Annotated in this window: 19 protein-coding genes; 13 read left to right on the top strand and 6 right to left on the bottom strand. The window is 68.9% G+C overall.

What is annotated here, in order from left to right:
• Positions 1–52 precede the first annotated feature (52 nt).
• The 11 genes from Q0Q47_RS16235 to Q0Q47_RS16185 all read left to right on the top strand — a co-directional run bounded on the left by Q0Q47_RS16235 (position 53) and on the right by Q0Q47_RS16185 (position 11,466).
• Complete coding sequence (locus Q0Q47_RS16235) at positions 53–1,564, top strand: ABC transporter substrate-binding protein (RefSeq protein ID WP_293862012.1); 1,512 nt, start codon at positions 53–55, stop codon at positions 1,562–1,564.
• A 283-nt stretch (positions 1,565–1,847) separates the two neighbouring features.
• Positions 1,848–2,810, top strand: coding sequence for an ABC transporter permease (locus tag Q0Q47_RS16230; protein WP_293862009.1), 963 nt, complete (start codon positions 1,848–1,850; stop codon positions 2,808–2,810).
• Positions 2,807–4,657, top strand: a complete 1,851-nt coding sequence (locus Q0Q47_RS16225) for a dipeptide/oligopeptide/nickel ABC transporter permease/ATP-binding protein (RefSeq protein ID WP_293862006.1) — start codon at positions 2,807–2,809, stop codon at positions 4,655–4,657. The genes Q0Q47_RS16230 and Q0Q47_RS16225 overlap by 4 nt, the downstream gene beginning before the upstream one ends.
• Positions 4,654–5,649, top strand: coding sequence for an ABC transporter ATP-binding protein (locus Q0Q47_RS16220; RefSeq protein WP_293862003.1), 996 nt, complete (start codon positions 4,654–4,656; stop codon positions 5,647–5,649). Before Q0Q47_RS16225 ends, Q0Q47_RS16220 begins: the two co-directional genes overlap by 4 nt.
• A 39-nt stretch (positions 5,650–5,688) precedes the next feature.
• Positions 5,689–6,507: a creatininase family protein gene (locus tag Q0Q47_RS16215; RefSeq protein WP_293862000.1), complete on the top strand. Its 819-nt coding sequence runs from the start codon at positions 5,689–5,691 to the stop codon at positions 6,505–6,507.
• A 149-nt stretch (positions 6,508–6,656) separates the two neighbouring features.
• Entirely contained in the window at positions 6,657–7,331 is a 675-nt protein-coding gene (locus Q0Q47_RS16210; RefSeq protein WP_293861997.1) for an RraA family protein, read from the top strand.
• A 17-nt stretch (positions 7,332–7,348) separates the two neighbouring features.
• Positions 7,349–8,395 carry an ABC transporter substrate-binding protein gene (locus Q0Q47_RS16205; protein ID WP_293861994.1) on the top strand — a complete coding sequence of 349 codons (1,047 nt, stop codon included), beginning with the start codon at positions 7,349–7,351 and terminating at the stop codon, positions 8,393–8,395.
• A gap of 13 nt (positions 8,396–8,408) precedes the next feature.
• Positions 8,409–9,494, top strand: coding sequence for an ABC transporter ATP-binding protein (locus tag Q0Q47_RS16200; RefSeq protein ID WP_293861991.1), 1,086 nt, complete (start codon positions 8,409–8,411; stop codon positions 9,492–9,494).
• An 8-nt stretch (positions 9,495–9,502) separates the two neighbouring features.
• Positions 9,503–10,366 (top strand): ABC transporter permease, encoded by an 864-nt coding sequence (locus Q0Q47_RS16195; protein ID WP_293861988.1) that lies wholly within the window; start codon positions 9,503–9,505, stop codon positions 10,364–10,366.
• 2 nt (positions 10,367–10,368) lie between these two features.
• A complete protein-coding gene (locus tag Q0Q47_RS16190) occupies positions 10,369–11,169 on the top strand; it encodes an ABC transporter permease (RefSeq protein WP_293861985.1) in 801 nt (266 codons plus the stop codon).
• A gap of 69 nt (positions 11,170–11,238) precedes the next feature.
• A complete protein-coding gene (locus Q0Q47_RS16185; protein WP_293861982.1) occupies positions 11,239–11,466 on the top strand; it encodes a hypothetical protein in 228 nt (75 codons plus the stop codon).
• 229 nt (positions 11,467–11,695) lie between these two features.
• Here Q0Q47_RS16185 and Q0Q47_RS16180 read toward each other — a convergent pair whose 3' ends face one another.
• Entirely contained in the window at positions 11,696–12,391 is a 696-nt protein-coding gene (locus tag Q0Q47_RS16180; protein WP_293861979.1) for an alpha/beta fold hydrolase, read from the bottom strand.
• A gap of 198 nt (positions 12,392–12,589) precedes the next feature.
• Here Q0Q47_RS16180 and Q0Q47_RS16175 point away from each other — a divergent pair, with 198 nt between their 5' ends.
• Both Q0Q47_RS16175 and Q0Q47_RS16170 read left to right on the top strand, forming a co-directional pair.
• On the top strand, positions 12,590–14,110 hold the full coding sequence (locus tag Q0Q47_RS16175) for a DEAD/DEAH box helicase (protein WP_293861976.1): 1,521 nt from the start codon (positions 12,590–12,592) through the stop codon (positions 14,108–14,110).
• Between the two features lie 111 nt (positions 14,111–14,221).
• Positions 14,222–15,283 (top strand): GGDEF domain-containing protein, encoded by a 1,062-nt coding sequence (locus Q0Q47_RS16170; protein ID WP_293861973.1) that lies wholly within the window; start codon positions 14,222–14,224, stop codon positions 15,281–15,283.
• 291 nt (positions 15,284–15,574) lie between these two features.
• Here Q0Q47_RS16170 and Q0Q47_RS16165 read toward each other — a convergent pair whose 3' ends face one another.
• From Q0Q47_RS16165 to sufD, 5 genes are all read right to left on the bottom strand, one after another.
• On the bottom strand, positions 15,575–15,949 hold the full coding sequence (locus Q0Q47_RS16165) for a TfoX/Sxy family protein (protein ID WP_293861970.1): 375 nt from the start codon (positions 15,947–15,949) through the stop codon (positions 15,575–15,577).
• 4 nt (positions 15,950–15,953) lie between these two features.
• Positions 15,954–16,334, bottom strand: coding sequence for a Fe-S cluster assembly scaffold SufA (gene sufA, locus Q0Q47_RS16160; protein ID WP_293862184.1), 381 nt, complete (start codon positions 16,332–16,334; stop codon positions 15,954–15,956).
• A 262-nt stretch (positions 16,335–16,596) separates the two neighbouring features.
• Entirely contained in the window at positions 16,597–16,977 is a 381-nt protein-coding gene (locus Q0Q47_RS16155) for an SUF system Fe-S cluster assembly protein (protein WP_293861967.1), read from the bottom strand.
• Between the two features lie 17 nt (positions 16,978–16,994).
• Positions 16,995–18,233, bottom strand: coding sequence for a cysteine desulfurase (locus Q0Q47_RS16150; RefSeq protein WP_293861964.1), 1,239 nt, complete (start codon positions 18,231–18,233; stop codon positions 16,995–16,997).
• Positions 18,234–18,297: 64 nt separating this feature from the next.
• On the bottom strand, positions 18,298–19,629 hold the full coding sequence (sufD, locus tag Q0Q47_RS16145; protein WP_293861961.1) for a Fe-S cluster assembly protein SufD: 1,332 nt from the start codon (positions 19,627–19,629) through the stop codon (positions 18,298–18,300).
• Positions 19,630–19,636: the final 7 nt, after the last annotated feature.

Here is a 19,636-nt window from a genome sequence, read left to right as displayed (position 1 = left end):
GGCGCGCGCCGCAGCCTCGCCACCTCAACGATCCGTAGCGCTGGAGACCGTCATGCTGACACGCAGAAGCCTCATCGTCGGTGCAGCATCCCTTCCGGTCCTGACCCGGACGGCCTTCGCCCAGAAGTCGGCGAACGTCCTGCGCTACGGTCTTTCGGCCTTCCCGCCGAACCTCAATCCCTGGGACAATGTCGGCGCCGCCGCCGGCACCATCAAGCTCCTGGTCCACCGCAGCCTGCTGGCCTTCGACGCGAAGGGCAACCTGCGGCCGGAACTGGCGGAATCCTGGTCCTCGGACGGCAAGGCCTGGACGTTCAAGCTGCGCCAGGGGGTCAAGTTCCACAACGGCGACAGCTTCGACGCGCAGGACGTGAAGTGGTCGCTCGAGCAGATCGGCGCTGAGAAGTCGACCGCCTACTTCAAGAACCAGGTGGCCGGCCTCGAGAAGATCGAGATCGTCGATCCGTTCACGATCCGGCTCGTCACCAAGCAGCCCGACGTGTCGTTGCCGCTGTGGTTCGGCAACTACAACATGTTCATCATCAGCCGGAACTCGCAGCCGGGCCAGCCGATCGGCTGCGGTCCGTACAAGATCGCGGCGACCGAGCGCGGCACCTCGATCGAGCTCGCGGCCAACGACAAGTACTACAAGCCCGGCTTCCCCAAGATGAAGGGCATCAAGTTCACAGTCTATGCCGACGAGAACCTGCGCATGGCCGCGCTGCAGTCCGGCGACGTGGACATGATCGAATACGTGCCGTGGCAGTCGATGGAGTCGGTCGAAAAGGATTCCCGCCTCGCGCTCGACGCCAAGCCCGGCCCCTTCATGTGCGTGCTGTTCAACGGCTCGAAGGGTCCGTGCTCGGATCCGCGGATCCGGCGCGCTATCGGCCATGCCGTGAAGCGCGAGGACATCGTCAAGGCCGCCTTCTTCGGCCGCGGCTCGGCGCTGGAAGGCGTCCCGCTCGTCGAGGGCACGCCGTGGTGGGATCCCGTTCTCTCCAAGGGCTGGGCCTACGACCCGGCGAAAGCCAAGGCCCTGCTGGCCGAGGCCGGCGTGCCGAACGGCTTCAACGCGACCATGCTCGCCACCGCCCAGTACGGCATGCACAAGGACACCGCCGAGGTGGTGCAGCAGCATCTGGCCGCGGTGGGCATCAACTGCGAGCTGAAGCTGCCCGACTGGTCGACGCGCGTCAGCCTGGGCACCACGGGCCAGTACGAGATCGCCATCCACGGGCTCGCCGCCGACAACAACGATCCGGACGGGCTGTCGGCGATCATCGACACGTCGCTGTCGGCCTCGCACGGCCGCTCCTTCGCGCTGCCCGCCCCCCGGACGACGGACGCGCTCAAGCGCGGCCGCGCCGAACTCGACCAGGCCAAGCGCGTCGAGATCTATAAGGAGATGCAGCGCGCCTGCATCGAGGAAGCCCCGATGGTGGGCCTCGCCTGGCGCTCCCAGGGCTACGGCTACGACAAGTCCGTGAAGGGCTTCACCAACATCGGCGGCGCCCTGTCGACCTCGTCGGGTGGCCTGCTCGAGGAAACGTATTTCGGCTGAGAACTGGCGAGGTGGCTCACCGTCGAAGGCATCGAGGCGTCGCCGCGAGGGCGCTTTCCCTCCCCTGTAGGGGAGGGAGCCGGCCGAAGGCCGGGGGTGGGGAACACGGTTCAGGGAAAGGCTCAATGTTCGGGACGGGCCAGCTTTCCCGGCAAATGCCCAGCGAGGCCCCCACCCGTCTCGCGCTGCGCGCGAGCCACCCTCCCCTGCAGGGGAGGGAGAGAGCCTATCGCCAGGCGGTGGCAGCTGTCGGCGCACGTCTTTTCAGGCCGGACGACCAGCCGTGAACGGCAAGGCGGCCAAGTGGCTGGCGCGCAGGATCGGGGGCTCGCTCCTGCTCGCCTTCCTCGTCGTGACCATCGTCTTCTTCACGCTGCACCTGGTGCCGGGCGACCCGGCCGTGTTGCTGCTGTCGACGGGCGGCGCCGCGCCGAGCCAGGAGCAGGTCATGCGGCTGCGCGACAAGCTCGGCCTCGACCGCCCGCTCATCGAACAGTACTGGACGTTCCTGTCGGGCATCGTGCAGGGCGACCTCGGCAAGTCGCTGCAGGACGACTATCCCGTCGCGAGCGAGATCGCGCTGCGCCTGCCGCGCACGCTCGAACTCATCTTCGCGGCCGTCATCATCGGGCTCGCCGTCGGTTTTCCCTCCGGCGTGAAGGCCGCCTTCGGGCATGGCGGCTGGTTCGACCGGATCGCGTCGGGCACCGCGGCCCTGCTGATGGCGATCCCGGTCTTCGTGGTCGGCACGCTGCTGGTGCTCGCCTTCGCGGTGCAGCTGCGCTGGATGCCGGCCGGCGGCTTCACGCCGTTCTCGCAGGACCCTGTCAAGCACCTGACGCTCCTGACCCTTCCGGCGCTCGCCATCGCCAAGGGCCTCGCCGCCACCGTCTTCCGCATGACAAAGGCGTCCGTGCTCGACGTCATGACCCGCGACCATGTCCGCACTGCACGCGCCAAGGGCCTGACGCCGCGCCGCATCACGATGCGGCACGTGGTCCGCAACGCCCTGAGCCCGGTGGTCACGGTCGTGGGCCTGCAGATCGGCACGCTGCTCGGCGGCACGGTTCTGGTGGAATACGTCTTCAACTGGCCCGGCCTGTCCTCGCCACTGATCAAGGCGGTCGAGGGCCGCGACTACCCGATGGTCGCGGGCATCGTGCTCACGATCTCCGGGCTGTTCCTGCTCATCAACCTCATCATGGACCTGCTCTACGCGGTGCTCGACCCGAGGGTCCGCCCGTGAACCGCAAGCTCGTCATGCCCGGCCTGTGGATCGGCACCATCCTCGTGGTGGCCGTGGCCGCCCCCGTGCTCGGGCTCCCCGATCCCGTGAAGCAGGACATCGCCCGCCGCCTCGCCGGTCCCATGCTGGGGTCGCCGCTGGGACGCGACGAGTTCGGCCGGGACGTGCTGTCCCGCCTGATCTGGGGCGCCCGCACCAGCCTCGCGGTGGCCTTCGCCTCGGCCTTCATCGCGGCGGCCGTCGGCACGGCGCTCGGCATGATCGGGGCCTGGAAGCGCGGCTGGGTCGAATGGATGACCGTGCGCAGCATGGACGTCGTGCTGTGCTTCCCGCCGATCCTGCTCGCCCTGCTCGTCGTGACGCTGCTCGGGCCCGGCGCCGGCACGCTGATCCTGGTGCTGTCGATCCTCTACATCCCGGGCTTCGTGCGCGTCGCCTACGGCGAAGTCCTGTCGATGCGCGCCAACGACTATGTCGAGGCGGTCCGCGCGCTGGGCGCGCCGACCTCCCGGATCCTGCTGCGCACGGTGCTGCCCAACATCGCCGGGCCGCTGCTGGTGCAGGTGTCGCTGTGCGTGGCCGCCGCAATCGTGCTGGAGAGCGGCCTCTCGTTTCTCGGCCTCGGCGTCGTGCCGCCCTCCCCGTCCTGGGGCCTGATGATCCGCGGCGCGCGCACCACCATGGCCCAGGCGCCCTGGCTGCTGCTGTGGCCTTGCGGGGCGCTGACGCTCACGATCCTCGGCATGAACCTGTTCTGCGACCGCCTGCGCGACGTCGTCGACCCGCGCACGACCTCGGTCCGCTCCAGGCCGCGCCTGATCGACCGGCTCGTGCCGGGGCTCCTGCCCGGCCATGATCCGGCCCGCGACGCGGTGCTGGCGGTGGACGGCCTGACCGTCGGTATCGCGACGCCGCGTGGCGTGGTGAAGCCGGTGGAAGGCGTCGGTTTCCATGTCCGCGAAGGCGAGACGCTCGCCATCGTCGGCGAAAGCGGGTCGGGCAAGTCGCTGACCGCGACGGCCATCCTGGGCCTGCTGCCGCCCGTGGCCCAGGCCATCGAGGGCACCGCCCGCTTTGCCGGGCGCGATCTCCTGTCGCTCGACGAGGAGGCGCGGCGGCGCCTGCGCGGCGGCGAACTCGCCATGGTCTTCCAGGACCCGATGAGCTCGCTCAACCCGGTCTACCGGGTCGGCGACCAGCTCGTCGAGGCCATCCGGGCCCACGGCTCCGTGTCGCCGGAGCAGGCGCGGGCCCGCGCGCTTGAGCTCTTCCGCAAGGTCGGCATCGCAGATCCCGACCGGCGGCTCGACGCCTTCCCGCACGAAATGTCGGGCGGCATGCGCCAGCGCGTGATGATCGCCATGGCGATCGCCAACAATCCCCGCGTCCTCATCGCGGACGAGCCCACGACGGCGCTCGACGTCACCGTCCAGGCGCAGATCCTGACGCTGCTCAAGGACCTGCAGACGGACAACGGCATGGCGCTCGTCTTCATCACGCACAGCCTCAGCGTCGTCGCCGAGATCGCCGACCGGGTCTGCGTGATGTATGCGGGCCAGGTGGTCGAGGACGGGCCGGTCGGCGCCGTCTTCCACCAGCCGCGCCACCCCTACACCCGCGCCCTGCTGGCCGCGACGCCCGAAGGCGACGAGCTGCCGACCGGGATCGGCGGCGTCGTGCCGCTGCCGCAGGAATTCCCGACCGGCTGCCGCTTCGCCGAGCGCTGCGGCTTCGCCATCGACACCTGCCGCGCCGCGCCCGTCGCGCTGCGGGAGGTGGACGAGGGTCGCCGCGCCCGCTGCATCCGCTCCGACGAGATGGCGCGCCTGCCGGAGGCCGTGGCATGAGCGCGGCACACTCCTCCCCCATGGCGGCCCCGGCGCTGGTCGAGGCCCGCGACCTCGCCAAGACCTTCGGCGGTACCGGCTTCTTCACGACGTCGCTGCCGGTCCAGGCGGTCAAGGGCGCGACGCTGTCGCTCGGCCGCGGCCAGTCGCTGGGGCTCGTCGGCGAATCCGGCTCGGGCAAGAGCACGCTCGGCCGCCTCCTGCTGGGGCTCATTCCGGCGACCGGCGGCACCCTCACCTTCGATGGCCAGCCTCTGCCGCCCGAGGGCAGCGCCGCGTGGCGGGCCCTGCGCCGGCGCATGCAGATCGTCTTCCAGGACCCGAACGGCACGCTCGATCCGCGCCGCACGGTCGGCTCGCAGATCGCGGACGGCCCTGCCCTGCACGGCCTCGGCCGCAGCGCCGGCACGTCCGACAGGGTCGCCGACCTGCTGGCGCTCGTCGGGCTCGAAGCGCGGATGGCGCAGCGCTTCCCGCACGAGTTCTCCGGCGGCCAGCGCCAGCGCATCGGCATCGCCCGCGCGCTCTCCACCGATCCGGATTTCCTCGTCGCCGACGAGCCGGTCAGCGCGCTCGACGTCTCGGTCCAGGCGCAGGTGCTGCGGCTCTTCCACGGCCTGCGCGAGAAGCTCGACCTGGCGCTTCTCTTCATCAGCCACGACCTGCCGGTCGTCCGCCATCTCTGCGACCGCGTGATGGTGATGTATCTCGGCCGCGTCATGGAGGAAGGGCCGACGCGGGCCCTCTTCGAGGTGCCGGCCCATCCCTACACCCGCGCCCTGCTGTCGGCGACGCCGCGCCTCGATCCGGCTCACCGCGTGACGCGCATCATCCTGCCCGGCGATCCGCCAAGCCCGGTGAAGCCGCCGTCGGGCTGCGTGTTCCACACGCGCTGCGCCCACGCGACCGAGGTCTGCCGCACCGAGATCCCCGCGTTGCGTCCGCTCGCCGGCCGCACCGTCGCCTGTCACCACGCCGAGGCGCTGGCATGACCACGCCCGCAAACGCCTGAACCGCAAAGGAAGGACATCATGGCTGCGCTCACCACTCCGAAGGTTCACATGGGAACCCTGACCGGCGGCGAGGGGCGCGAGCTCTACGCCACCAACCCGGTGATCCTGCTGCCCATGGGCAGCCACGAGGACCAGGGCCCGCACGCGCCCATGGGCGACTACCTGCTCGCCGAGAAGATCGCCGAGCTCGCCGCCATCCGCGCCACGAACAACGGCGTGCGCACCGTGGTGGCCCCGGTGGTGCCCTTCGGCGGCATCGACTTCTTCGGTCCCATGCCGGGCGGCATCGCGCTGTCGCAGGGGCTGATGACCAACGTCGTCCGCGAGATGGTCGAGAACCTCTACCGTCACAACCTGACGCGGCTCATCGTCATCAACGGCCATGGCGGCAACGTCGGCCCGATCGGCCAGGTCGCACGCGAGATGTACCTGAAGCACAAGCGCGTCATCCCGAGCCTCTACCTGTGGCGCATCGCCTACGGGATCATTCCGCAGGTGGTGGGCGCCGAGAAGGGCAAGCTCTCCTCCGGCCATGGCGCGGACCCGCTGACCAGCATCGGCCTGCACCTGTTCCCCGACATGATCCGCAAGGACATGATCCCGGGCGCCAAGCCGCTCAAGAAGGACCCGATCCTCGACCTGCCCTTCGCCTCGCTGGGCGTGGCCACCTTCGAAGGCGCGCCGATCGACGTGCCGCACGAGTACGACGAGGTCTACAATCTCGGCGTCGGCACCGGCGATCCCACGATGTGCTCGGCCGAGAACGGCGAGAAGCTCACCGAGCGCCTCGTCGACCTCACCGCCAAGTTCGCCGCCCACTTCGCCGCGCGGACCTGACCCGAGCCGAATCCGATGGCGAATTCAGCCCCCAACCTCCTCATCCTGAGCCACGGCCCGCCGGGCCGTGAGTCGAAGGACGAGGGGCATGGGGGCTGTTCGACGCTCTCAGTCGCTGCGAACTGACCGATTTTCAGGGGACAACGTCCATGTTCATCGTCAATCCCATGCCCAAGCAGATCGACCCGGCGCTGGTCGACCTGCTCGAGAAGGCGGAAACCGCCACCATCGGCCACGTGCTCTACACGGGCTTCCTGGACCGGGGCATCACGCCGCTGATCCGCGGCCGGCGCGTCGCGGGCACCGCCGTGACCCTGCGCCTGCCGCATGCCGACTCGACGCTGCTGCACTACGCCTGCAAGCTGGTGCGGCCCGGCGACATCGTGCTGATCGACCGCTGCGGCGACACCAAGTACGCCTGCTGGGGCGGAGGCCTGACGCTGGCGATGAAGCTCGCGGGCTGCAAGGCAGGCGTCATCGACGGGCCGGCGACGGACCTCTCGGAGATTGAGGAGTTCGACCTGCCGATGTGGTCGCGCGGGCTGTCCTCGATCACCACGCGTCTTCTCGGCCTCGACGGCGCCATGAACGTGCCGGTCAGCGTCGGCGGCCAGGTGGTGAAGCCCGGTGACGCCGTGCTCTGCGACGAGCAGGGCGTGCTGGTGTTCCCGGCCGACGTCGCCAAGGCGGCGGCGACCCGGGCCATCGAGATGCAGAACAACGAGAAGAAGATGCACGAGCGCCTGCGGGCCGGGGAAAAGCTCCCCGACATCAGCGGCGCGACGAAGATCGTCGAAGCCAACATGATCACCACGCAAGAGTGAACCCGGAGGACCATGCCATGACATTCACGAGACGCATCCTGCTGGCCGCAGCCGCGGCCGTCACGCTGGCCGCCGCTCCCGCCAAGGCCCAGACGAACCTGACGTTCGCCGGCTACAGCGGGCTCTACCAGGACCTCTACATGAAGGCCGTGATCGAGCCGTTCATGAAGGCCAACCCGGACATCAAGGTCACCTACTACGCCCCGGGCAACTCGGCCGCGATCCTCGGCGCCCTGCGCGCCCAGAAGGCGGCCCCGCAGATCGACGTGGCGATGATGGACATCTCCATCGCCAAGGCAGGATCCGACGAGGGCCTGTTCGACCCGATCGACGAGAAGGTTACGCCGCACGTCAAGGACCTCTACCCGCAGGCCCTGATGCCGGGCGCCAACCTCGCCGGCATGACCTTCGACAGCCTCGTCCTCGTCTACGACAAGACGCTGTTCAAGGAGCCCCCGAAGTCCTGGCGCGCGCTGTGGGCGCCGGAGATGGACCGCAAGGTGGCGCTGACGGGCGTGCCCGACATCCTGGGCATCGCGCTCACCGTCATGCTCGAGAAGATGGCCGGCGGCACCGACTGGAACCACAATCTCGACAAGGGCATCAAGGAGATGGAGACCCTGGCGCCGCGGGTGCTGACCTGGGATCCCAAGCCCGATCTGTGGAACATGATCATGGCCAAGCAGGCCGGGATCAGCGTGGGCTACAACGCCCGCTCGCAGGTGTTCTCCGAGCAGCCCGGCAGCGTGCTCGCCGCGACGATTCCGCAGGAGGGCACCCTCTTCCAGATCAACGCGGTGACGCTGGTGAAGGGCGCCCCGCAGGCCGCGGCAGCCCGCAAGCTCGTCGACTACATGCTGAGCCCCGAGGCCCAGAAGACCTTCTCCGAGCTGATGTTCTACGGCCCGACCAACAAGAAGGTGCAGCTTGCACCCGCGGTCGTGTCGCGCATCTCGCCGTCGGACATGAGCAAGGTGGTCGACGTCGACTGGCTCGAGCTCGCCAAGATCCGCGAGAAGGTGACGCAGGACTGGCGCCGGCGCGTCATCCCCCTCAGCAAGTAAGGCAGGCGAGCCGATGGCCACGGCCCAGAGTGCGGCAGCCGGCGACGGCGCCTTCCTGTCCCTGCGCGGGTTGCGCAAGGTGTACACGGACTTCGTCGCCGTCGAGAACCTGCACCTCGACGTGCCGAAGGGCGAGCTCATCGCCCTTCTCGGCCCGTCGGGATGCGGGAAGACCACGACGCTGCGGATGATCGCGGGGCTCGCCTCCGCGACGGCCGGGCACGTGATGGTCGGCGGGCGGGACATCACGTCGGCGCCGCCCTACGACCGCGACATGGGCGTGGTGTTCCAGAGCTACGCCCTCTTCCCGCACATGACCGTGGCGAAGAACATCGCCTTCGGCCTGCAGATGCGAAAGGTGCCCCGCGCCGAGATCGACCGGCGCGTGGCCGAGGCCATCTCCCTGGTGCGCCTCAACGGCATGGAGGAGCGGCGCCCGCGCGAGCTGTCGGGCGGCCAGCAGCAGCGCGTGGCGCTGGCCCGCGCGCTCGTCATCCGGCCCTCGATCCTGCTGTTCGACGAGCCGCTCTCCAACCTCGACGCCAAGCTGCGCGACGAGATGCGGACCGAGATCCGTGACATCCAGCAGCGGCTCGGCATCACGGCCGTCTTCGTCACGCACGACCAGTCCGAGGCGCTGGCCATGTGCGACAAGGTCGCCGTGCTGAACGCAGGGCGACTGGAGCAGTTCGGCTCCCCGATCGAGCTCTACGAGCATCCCGCGAACCCGTTCGTCGCGTCCTTCGTCGGGCGGGTGAACCGCCTGCCCGGGACCGCCGCGGGCACGACCGTGAAGGTCGGCGCGCACGACGTCATCCTGCCGAAGCCCATGACCGGCGCCGTCGAGGTGATGGTCCGCCCGCATCGTATCGCGCTCGGCGGGCCGTCCGACACGGCACCCGGCGCCAACCGGGTCACGGGCACGATCAGCCAGGTCGCCTATGCGGGCGACCTCGTGCAGTACGGCATCGACGTGGGCGGCACCCGCTGGTTCGTGGAGCAGCAGACCACGGCCGCACGGCCGCCCGAGGTTCCCGGCACGCCGGTGTCCCTGTCCTGGCGTGTCGAGGACACGCTGGCGTTCCCGGCGCAAGGCTGAGGCGGGCGATGGCACAGGCCGACGACATGCACACAGCCTCGGGCCGCTTCGGCCTCGTGGCGATGCTGCTGGCGCCCATCATCCTCGTCAACAGCTTCGTGTTCCTGCTGCCGATCCTCAACCTGTTCCGCATCTCCTTCAACGAGGCGCTTCCGGGCGGCGGCATCGGGCCGGGCGGCACGCTGGAGAACTGGTACAAGCTCGCCGAGGACAGCTACTACCTCGAGATCATGCTGCGCTCGGTGGGCATGAGCCTGCTGGTCACGCTGCTCGCGCTCCTGTGCTCCTACCCGATCGCGCTCTACGTGCACCGGGCCAAGGGGGCCTGGCGGACCTTCCTGTTCGTGCTCGTCGTGTCGCCCCTGCTGACCTCGGCCGTCGTGCGCACCTATGGCTGGATCGCCATGCTGGCCGACCAGGGGCTCATCAACAACGCGCTCGGGCTCCTGGGCTTCTCGCCGCTGCGGCTCCTCTACAACCAGACCGGCATCGTCATCGGGCTCACCGAGATCCTGATGCCCTACATGATCCTGGCGCTGCTCGCCGGTTTCGGGCGGCTCGACCCGCGCTGCGAGGAAGCGGCGCTGACGCTGGGCGCGACGCCCGTCCAGACCTTCTGGCGCATCATCGTGCCGCTGACGGCGCCGGGCATCGCGCTCGGCTGCCTGCTGTGCTTCGTGCTGTGCGTCTCGTCCTTCATCACGCCGCGGATCCTCGGCGGCGGGCGGGTGTTCCTGCTGGCGACCGAGATCTACGACCAGGCCATCGTCACCCTGAACTGGCCCGGCGCCGCGACCCTCTCCATCCTCGTCCTCGTCATCTTCGGCGCCGCGCTGGTCGTTTACACGCGCGCCGTCAACAGGCTGAACTGACCATGGAGGAAGCCCGTACCAGCTGGCCGCTGAAGATCCTGGTCCTCCTGCTCTTCGCGTTCCTGCTCGTCCCCGTCCTCGTCGTCATCCCGCTGTCCTTCAGCGGCGAGAACACGCTGCGCTTTCCGCCGACCAGCTGGAGCCTGCGGTGGTACGGGGCGATCTTCCAGAACCAGCGGATCATGAGCGGCTTCCGCATCAGCGCGACGCTCGCCACGCTGGTGACGATCCTGACGCTGGCCATCACCCTGCCCGCGGCCTACGTCATCGTCCGGCTGCGCACGCGGGGGTCGGAGTTCCTCTACAACGTCTTCACGGCGCCGCTGCTGCTGCCCACCATCGTGCTCGGCCTCGCGATCCTGATCATCTTCGCGCCGCTCGGCCTGCTCGGCACCTTCACCGGCATCGCGCTGGGCCACCTGGTGCTCACGGTGCCGTACGGCATCCGCGTCACCGCGACGGCGCTGGCCGGCCTCGCCGTTCCGGTCGAGGAGGCGGCCGCCACGCTGGGGGCTCGGCCGCTCGTCGTGTTCACCCGCATCACGCTGCCCCTCATCGCCCCGGGCCTGCTGTCGGCCGCCGCGCTGAGCTTCCTCGTGTCCTTCGACGAGCTGGTGATCACGCTGTTCCTCGCCGGCCCCCGGGTCTCCACCCTGCCCTTCGAGATGTTCCGGCACCTAGAGACACGCTCGGATCCGCTGATCGCCGCCATCGCGGTGCTGATGATCGCGCTGACGCTCGGTGCCGTGATGATCGTGCACCGCACGGTCGGCCTGTCGAAGAGCTTCGCCGGCGGCCGGTAGCGAGCGCTAAACCGGTGGTTAACCACGATTGGGCATGATCCTGACAATTGTATCGCTCAGGGTCATGCGATGTTCACCGGGTTTGCGCGCCGTGTCCTCTTTATCGCCATCGTGACGACCAGCGCGGCCGTCGGCGGTGCGTTCGGGCTGTCGCGGGCGACGTCCGATCCCCAGACGCTGCGCTCGCAGCTCGCGGCCTGGATCGGCCCGGATCGCCGTCTCGACCCCGAGACGACCGGCGGCCTGTCCATGGCCAACGTCGTGCTGGACCCCTGCACCGGCAAGCGCAAGAACTGACGACCGGGGTCTTCCCCGACCAGCTCAGAGTTTGTGAATCGGTCGCTCGTCCAGCGAGCACCTCCCTCTCCGCGTCATGGCCGGGCTTGGCCCGGCCACCCACGACTTCAGGATGGCCCCAGCAAAGTCGTGGATGCCCGGGCCAAGCCCGGGCAGGACGGCGGAGAGATGGTCGCGCGCTGCAGACGTGAGACGCAACGCCCCTACCCGGGGATGGATTCACAAGCTCTCAGGCGGCCAGCCAGCGGACCAGGGCGTCGTTCACCACCTCCGGCTGTTCCAGCGTCGAGAGGTGGCCGCAGTCGGCGATTTCGAGGAGTTCGGCGCCGGGAATGGCCTCGGCGAGTTCCCTGGCCATCGCGGGCGGCGTGATCGCGTCCTGGTCGCCCACGACCACCAGGGTCGGGACCGCGATCGCAGCGAGGCCCGGCCGCGAATCCATCCGGCCGATGATGGCGCGCTGCTGGCGGGCGAAGGCCTCCGGCCCGGTCTGCGCCATCATGCCCTTGACGATTCCCTCCAGGTCGCGGTCGCTGCGTCGCGCCGGCGCGACGAGGCGGTCCCACAGCAGGGGGTGGACATCGGCGAAGCGGCCATGCTCGGCGATGCGGATCAGCCTCATGCGCCGCTGCGTCGCCTCCTCCGAGTCGGGCCGCGCGGAGGTGTCGAGGAGCGCAAGACGGGTGACGCGCCCGGGTGCCTGGCGAAGAACTTCCAGCGACACGTAGCCGCCCATCGACAGTCCAGCCAAAGCAAAACGGTCGGGTGCATCGGCGAGGGCCCGGCGGGCCAGGCCTGCCACCGTGTCGTCCTGACCGATGTCCGCCACGAGGATTTCCCGGTCATTTCCGAGGACCGCGCGCTGCGGGGCGAAGAGGGCGGCCGTGCAGTTCAGGCCCGGGATCAGTAGAAGCGGTTCAGACACGGGGCGGCATCCTTTTCTGTTCTCGTCTTTTTGAGCGTCCGAAAAACGCCGGAGATTGACTTGCGGGGAAATCTGCCTATGGTCCCCCCGACTTCAGAAGGTCAGGCCGACGATTGTCGTCGACGCTGCTGATCCGGCCCTCCTTCCCACGACACACACCAGAGCGTCGACTGCCGCGACAAGAGGCGGCCCGAAACGATGAACTTCGACGAACTCGGACTGAGCCAGAAGGTTCTGGAGGCCGTGACGGCCTCGGGGTACACGACCCCCACACCCATCCAGGAACAGGCGATCCCGCAGGTGCTGGAGCGCCGCGACGTGCTCGGCATCGCCCAGACGGGCACGGGCAAGACCGCCGCCTTCACGCTTCCGATGATCACCCTGCTCGAGCAGGGCCGGGCCCGGGCCCGCATGCCGCGCACGCTCATCCTGGAGCCGACGCGCGAGCTCGCCGCGCAGGTCGAGGAAAGCTTCAACCGGTACGGCGTGCAGCAGCGCCTGAACGTCGCGCTGCTGATCGGCGGCGTGTCCTTTGGCGACCAGGACATGAAGATCACGCGCGGCGTGGACGTGCTGATCGCGACGCCCGGCCGCCTGCTCGACCACTTCGAGCGCGGCAAGCTGCTGCTCACCGGCATCGAGATCCTCGTCATCGACGAGGCCGACCGCATGCTCGACATGGGCTTCATCCCCGACATCGAGCGCATCTGCCGTCTCGTTCCGTTCACCCGCCAGACGCTGTTCTTCTCGGCCACCATGCCGCCTGAAATCCAGCGACTCACGGAAACGTTCCTGCACAACCCGGTCAAGATCGAGGTTGCTCGCCAGGCGACCACGAACGCGTCGATCACGCAGCGCCTGATCGCGTCCGGCCGCGAGCCGCATGCCAAGCGCGACGCGTTGCGCCGGATCATCCGCGATTCCGCCGACCTGAAGAACGCGATCATCTTCTGCAATCGCAAGCGCGACGTTCAGGTGCTCTGGAAGTCCCTCGAGCGCCACGGGTTCAGCGTCTGCGCCCTGCACGGCGACATGGACCAGCGCTCCCGCATGGCCGCGCTGGAAAGCTTCCGCAACGGCTCGGTCCAGCTGCTCATCGCCAGCGACGTGGCCGCGCGTGGCCTCGACATTCCCGACGTGAGCCACGTCGTGAACTTCGACGTGCCGCATCATGCCGAGGACTATGTGCACCGCATCGGCCGCACCGGCCGCGCGGGCAAGAAGGGCACCGCCTTCACGATCGTCACGTCGGAAGACAGCAAGGCCGTCTCCGCCATCGAATCGATGATCAAGCAGTCGATCGAGTGGCAGGGCCCGGACAAGGTCGCCGACGAGGGCGGCGAGGAAGCGCCGCGGCGCGGTCGCCGGGGTGGCGAGCGCGGAGAACGCCGCGAACGTGGCGGGCGCGACCGGCGTCCCGAGCGCAGCGCCGAGCCGCGTCCGGAGCGCAGCAGTGAAGCGCGTCCGGACCGCGAACCGCGCCGCGAGGCCGCGCCGGCGAGTGAGGCCGCCCCCGCGGCGGAGCCCCGTCAGTCGCGGGAGAGCCGCCAGCCGGCCCCTGCGCGCGAGCAGGCTCCCCGTCAGGCCGCGGCCCGGGATCAGTCCTCCCGGGATCAGTCTCGGGGCCGGCAACGGCGCGAGGAGCACGACGATCCGCCGGTCATCGGTCTCGGCGATCACGTCCCCTCCTTCCTGCTGCGTTCGGTCCGCGTCCGCTGAGCACCGCCCCTTTTTCGAAAAGGGCGGTCTGCGCACTCGATTCTGCAACGTTAGGCTGGCCTTAAGGCCAATTGTGGATGCTTCCGCAAAAGAGCGGCAAGGGGTCCACGTATGTCCGTCACGTCCAGCGACAAGGAATTGAGTCTCAAGCGGGCGGACGAGGCCTATGCGCTCATGCGCAAGCACGGGCCTTCCGGCGATCCCAGGGCCTTCGAGGTGTGGTACGCGCACGCCTCGGGACAGAACCAGGCCCTGTCCAAGGCCGTCGCCGAGGCCCTGTCCAAGGATGGGGGCGTCCTCAGCGACGACGCTCTCGATCACATTCACGACAACATGCTGGCGACCAGCCGCTTCGCCATGCATGCCGAGAAGACGAGCCTCGGGATCCTGAGCGAGATCGACACGGTCATGGAAATGATTGACCTGGCTCTCGGATCGAGCAACCAGTACCAGCAGTCGCTGGAGTCGATGACGACCGACCTCGACGGTTTCATGGACAAGCAGCGCCTGCGCGAGGTGGTGGGCCGCCTGGTCGCCGCGACCAAGGAGACGGTCGCCACGAACCGCACGCTGGAAGCCCGGCTGCAGGAGACCAAGGGCGAGATCCAGGACCTGCGCGAGACGCTGGAATCGATCCGCACCGAGTCGCTCACCGATCCCCTGACGACGCTCGCCAACCGCAAGCACCTCGACAACATGCTGCTGAGCGCCGTCGACCACGCCGCCCTTTCCGGCGAGCCGCTGTCGGTGCTGATGGTGGACGTCGACCGGTTCAAGTCGTTCAACGACACCTGGGGGCACCTCACGGGAGACCAGGTGCTCAGGCTCGTGGCCATGTCCATCAAGGGCGCCGTCCGGCCGACTGACACGGCGGCGCGCTTCGGTGGCGAGGAGTTCGCCGTCATCTTGCCCGCGACCCAGCTCAAGTCCGCCGTCATGGTGGCCGAGCGGATCCGGCAGACGGTGATGAGCCGCGAACTGGTCAAGCGATCCAGCGGAGAGGCGCTGGGGCGCCTCACGGTCTCGATCGGCTGCGCCTCCTACACGCGAGGCGACACCGCCGCCCTGCTGGTCGAGCGCGCCGACCGATGCCTGATCGAGGCCAAGCGAACCGGACGCAACAAGAGCGTCAGCGAAACGGACTTCAACCTCGACATGTCGGACGTGGCCTGACGGCCGCGCCTTGAATGCACGCTGCGACCCGGTCTCTGCGCGGGCTGCTCGGAGCTTGTGAAACTTTCCGACATCCAGCTGGCACCTCCCTCTCCACGTCGTGGCCGGGCTTGGCCCGGCCACCCACGACTTCAGGATGGCCCCAGCAAAGTCGTGGATGCCCGGGCCAAGCCCGGGCAGGACGGCGGAGAGGTGGTCGCGCGATGGAGCAGTCAGATGCGACACCGCGCCGGCGATTGAGTCACAAGCTCTCAGGATGAGCAGCTTTGGCGGGGCTTGCACACCGAGCCTCTAGCCCGCCTTGCGGCCCTTGCCGCGGCCGTGGCTGGATTGACGCGTCTTCTTGGAGTCGGCCTGCCGGAAGGCGGCGTCGACCGCGAGGCGGTACCAGCGGCGCAGGGCGTCGGGGTCCTCGAAGGCCTCCTCGGGGAGCCGCCGGTAGGGCAGCGTCACGGTGCGCCCGGTCTTGGTGCCGTAGCTGAAGCATTCGCAGCCGGCCTCGACGAAGGCGGGCTCGGTCTCGGCGTCGATCTTCAGGTAGATGACCCCGCCCGACTCCAGGCCGACCATGCGGTCGGCCGTGAAGATCCCCTTGCCGCCGAACATCCTGCGGACGTCCACCCGCGCCGCGGGCGCGAACACGTCCTCGATGTCGGCCGCGTCCACGGCGTCACGCCGGCGAGGCGGGAGCCTGGTCGATCTTGGCGGGGGTGAGAGCCACCGACTCGCCGCAACCGCAGGCCGAGGTCTGGTTCGGGTTGTCGAACACGAACTGGGAGGCGAGCTTCGTGGTGCGGAAGTCCATCACGGTGCCGAGCAGGAACAGGACGGCCTTGGGATCGACGATCACCGTCACGCCCTTGTCCTCGACCACGTCGTCGCCCGGCCGCACCTCCTCGGCGAGATCCACCGTGTACGACATGCCGGCGCATCCGCCGTTGCGCACGCCCACGCGGATCCCCACGACCGGCCGGTCCGCGTTCTCCACGATGGAGCGCACCCTTTCGGCCGCGGCGTCGGTGATCGACATCACCTTGAGGTTCGCAAACAGTCCCATGGCATCGTCCTCTCTCGCCGGGTTCAAGGCCCGGTGGCAGGTCCTGCTAACATAACCATAAACCCGCCGGATTGAAGGCCGGGTGAACGCGCAGGTGATGCGCTCTCTCCACAGTGGGCAGCGGAGAGCTGCTGCGTCCTTCGACACGGCCGCTTCGCGGCCTGCTCAGGACGAAGACGGTTCTTTTGTTTCGACGACAACGACCCTCATCCTGAGCAGCCGCCGCAGGCGGCGTGTCGAAGGACGCAGGATCTCGTCACCACATGTCCAGGGCGACGCGGGCCTCGTCCGACATGCGGCTCTGGTCCCACGGCGGGTCGAAGACCATGCTGACCTTGACGGACTGGACGCCCTGCACGGCGGAGACGGCGTTCTCGACCCAGCCGGGCATCTCGCCGGCGACCGGACAGCCTGGCGCCGTCAGGGTCATGTCGATGGCCACGTTGCGGTCGTCGTCGATCTCGACCCGGTAGACGAGCCCGAGTTCGTAGATGTCGGACGGGATCTCGGGGTCGTAGACCGTCTTCAAGGCGGCGATGATGTCGTCGGTGAGACGGTCGATCTCCTCCGGCGGCAGCACCGTGGCGGGCTCAATGGCGGGCCGGTTCGGGGCGTTTTCGGACGACACGTCGCTCATGGGGGACTCTTTCAGGCTCAGCCGAACAGGGTTTCGGCCTTCTGCAGGGCTTCGACGAGCCGGTCGACCTCGTCCGTCGTGTTGTAGAAGGCGAACGAGGCCCGGCACGTCGACGTCACACCATATGTCGCCAGAAGGGGCTGAGCGCAATGCGTACCCGCGCGCACGGCGACGCCCGACCGGTCGATGACCGTGGCGACGTCATGGGCATGGGCGCCCTTCATCTCGAAGGAGACGATGGCGCCCTTGTCGCGCGCCCGGCCGAAGATGCGCAGCGAGTTCATCGCCGAGAGCCGCTCCATGGCGTAGTCGCGGAGCTTGTTCTCCTGCGCCAGGATGGCGTCGCGGCCGACGGACTTCATGTACTCGACCGCCGCGCCCAGGCCGATCGCCTGGACGATGGGCGGTGTTCCGGCCTCGAAGCGGTGCGGCGGCGCGCCATAGGTGACGTCGTCCATGGTGACGTCGCGGATCATCTCGCCGCCGCCGTTGAAGGGCGGCATCCGCTCCAGCCACTTGCGCTTGCCGTAGAGCACGCCGATGCCCGTCGGCCCGTACACCTTGTGGCCGGTGAAGACGTAGAAGTCGACGTCGAGGTCCTGCACGTCGACGGGCAGGTGGACCGCCCCCTGGCTGCCGTCGACCATCACGGGGATGCCCTTGGCATGGGCGAGCTTCACGATCTCCTTGATCGGCGTCACCGTGCCCAGGACGTTGGACATGTGGGTGATCGCGACGATCTTGGTGTTCTCGTTCAGCAGCTTCGCGAACTCGTCGAGCAGGAAGTTGCCGTCCTGGTCGACCATGGCCCAGCGGATGATGGCGCCCTGGCGCTCGCGGTGGAAGTGCCACGGCACGATGTTGGAGTGGTGCTCCATGATCGAGAGCACGATCTCGTCGCCCTCGCGGATCGCCATCTGGCCGAAGCTCGAGGCCACGAGGTTGATCGCCTCGGTGGCCGAGCGCGTGAAGATGATCTCGTCGGTCGAGGGGGCGTTCAGGAAAGAACGCACCGACTCGCGGGCGCCCTCGTAGGCCTCGGTCGCGGCGTTGGCGAGGTAGTGCAGGCCGCGATGGACGTTGGCGTATTCGTGCTCGTAGGCATGCACGATGCGCTCGATCACCTGCCGGGGCTTCTGGGCCGAGGCGGCGTTGTCGAGATAGACCAGCGGCTTGCCGTAGACTTCCTTCGACAGGATCGGGAAATCCGCCCGGATCGCCTCGATGTCGAAGGGTCGCGTGGGGGATGCTGACATGATTGCCTCTTTGGCCGCACGGGCCAGACGCGATTGACGTGGACCGGGCTGACCCGGTCCGATCTCACATCCTGGCGCGCAGCCAGCTCTCGACCACGCCCTCGAGCACGGTGCGCACGCCCTCGTGGGCGATGAGTTCCATCGCCTCGCCGACGAAAGCCTGCAGCATCAGCGCCTCGGCCTCCGGCAGCGGCAGGCCACGGGCGCGCAGGTAGAACAGCAGGTCCTCGTCGAGCGCGCCGCAGGTGGCGCCATGGGCGCACTGGACATCGTCGGCGAAGATCTCGAGCTCGGGCTTGTTGTTCATGGCCGCGCCGTCGTCGAGCAGGACCGCCTGGCTCATCATGCGCCCGTCGGTCTTCTGCGCGTCGGGCCGCACCACGATCTTGCCCTGGAAGACGCCGGTCGCCTCGCCGTCGAGCACGTGCTTGAAGAGCTCCCGGCTGACGCCGTGCGGCACCGCATGATCGACGAGCAGGGTCGTGTCGGCGTGCTGGCTGCCGTTGAGCAGCGCGCCGCCGCCCACCGAGAGCGAGGCGCCCTCCCCGGCGAACACGACGCCGATCTGGTGGCGCGTCACGGCGGGGGACACCGCGAGCGCGACCGAGCGGAAAGTTGCGGCCTCTCCCAGCCGCACGCCCAGCGTCGACAGGTCGAAGCCGTTGCCGCCGCGCGCGTTGACCCGCACGTGCTCGACCTGGCTGCGGTCGCCGACGAGGATCTCGACGACGCTGTTGCCCTGGTGGGCGACGCCGCCGAAAGCCTCGTGGTTCTCCACGAGGGTGACCGAGGCCCCCTCTTCCACCACGAGCAGGATCCGCGTGAACGTCGCCGCCGGCGTGTCGCCGGTGAGCACGTTGCGCACGATGATCGGCTCGTCGAGCGCGGTGCCCTCGACGACCCGCAGGACCACGCCGTCGCTGACGAAGGCCGCGTTCAGGGCGGGAAGCGGATCGTCCGCCGCGCGCGCGATGCTGCCCATGTGGGCGTCGACCAGCGGATGTCCCTTGGCCAGCGCCGTGGCCAGCGGGGTGACCTCCAGGCCCTCGGGCAAGCGGTCGAGGGCCGAGAGCGTCGGCACCAGGTGACCGTCGACGAGCGTCAGGCGGATGCCGTCGATGTCGCCCAGCGGATCGCCGGCGGACTGGACCGAGGCGATCGCGGAGGCATCGGGAGCCGGCGCGATCGGCGCCGCTTCCCGCAGCAGTCCGCGCAGGTCGGTGTAGTGCCAGGCCTCGATCCGGCGATGCGGCAGGCCCACGGCCTGGAACCGCTCGAGCGCGGCCTTGCGCGCGTCGGCGACCTTGGCGGTGCCCGGCAGGCTCGCCTTGACGGCCGGGAACATGTCGACGAGGGCCGTCTCGGCCCCCGTGCGCATCGGAGTGACGTCAGCCATGACCGGT

Origin of the sequence: uncultured Alsobacter sp., from assembly GCF_945952055.1 — a bacterium.
GTDB lineage: Bacteria > Pseudomonadota > Alphaproteobacteria > Rhizobiales > Beijerinckiaceae > Alsobacter.
The sequence above is the reverse complement of the archived record's forward strand: the minus strand, read 5'-3'. Positions and strand labels throughout refer to the sequence as shown.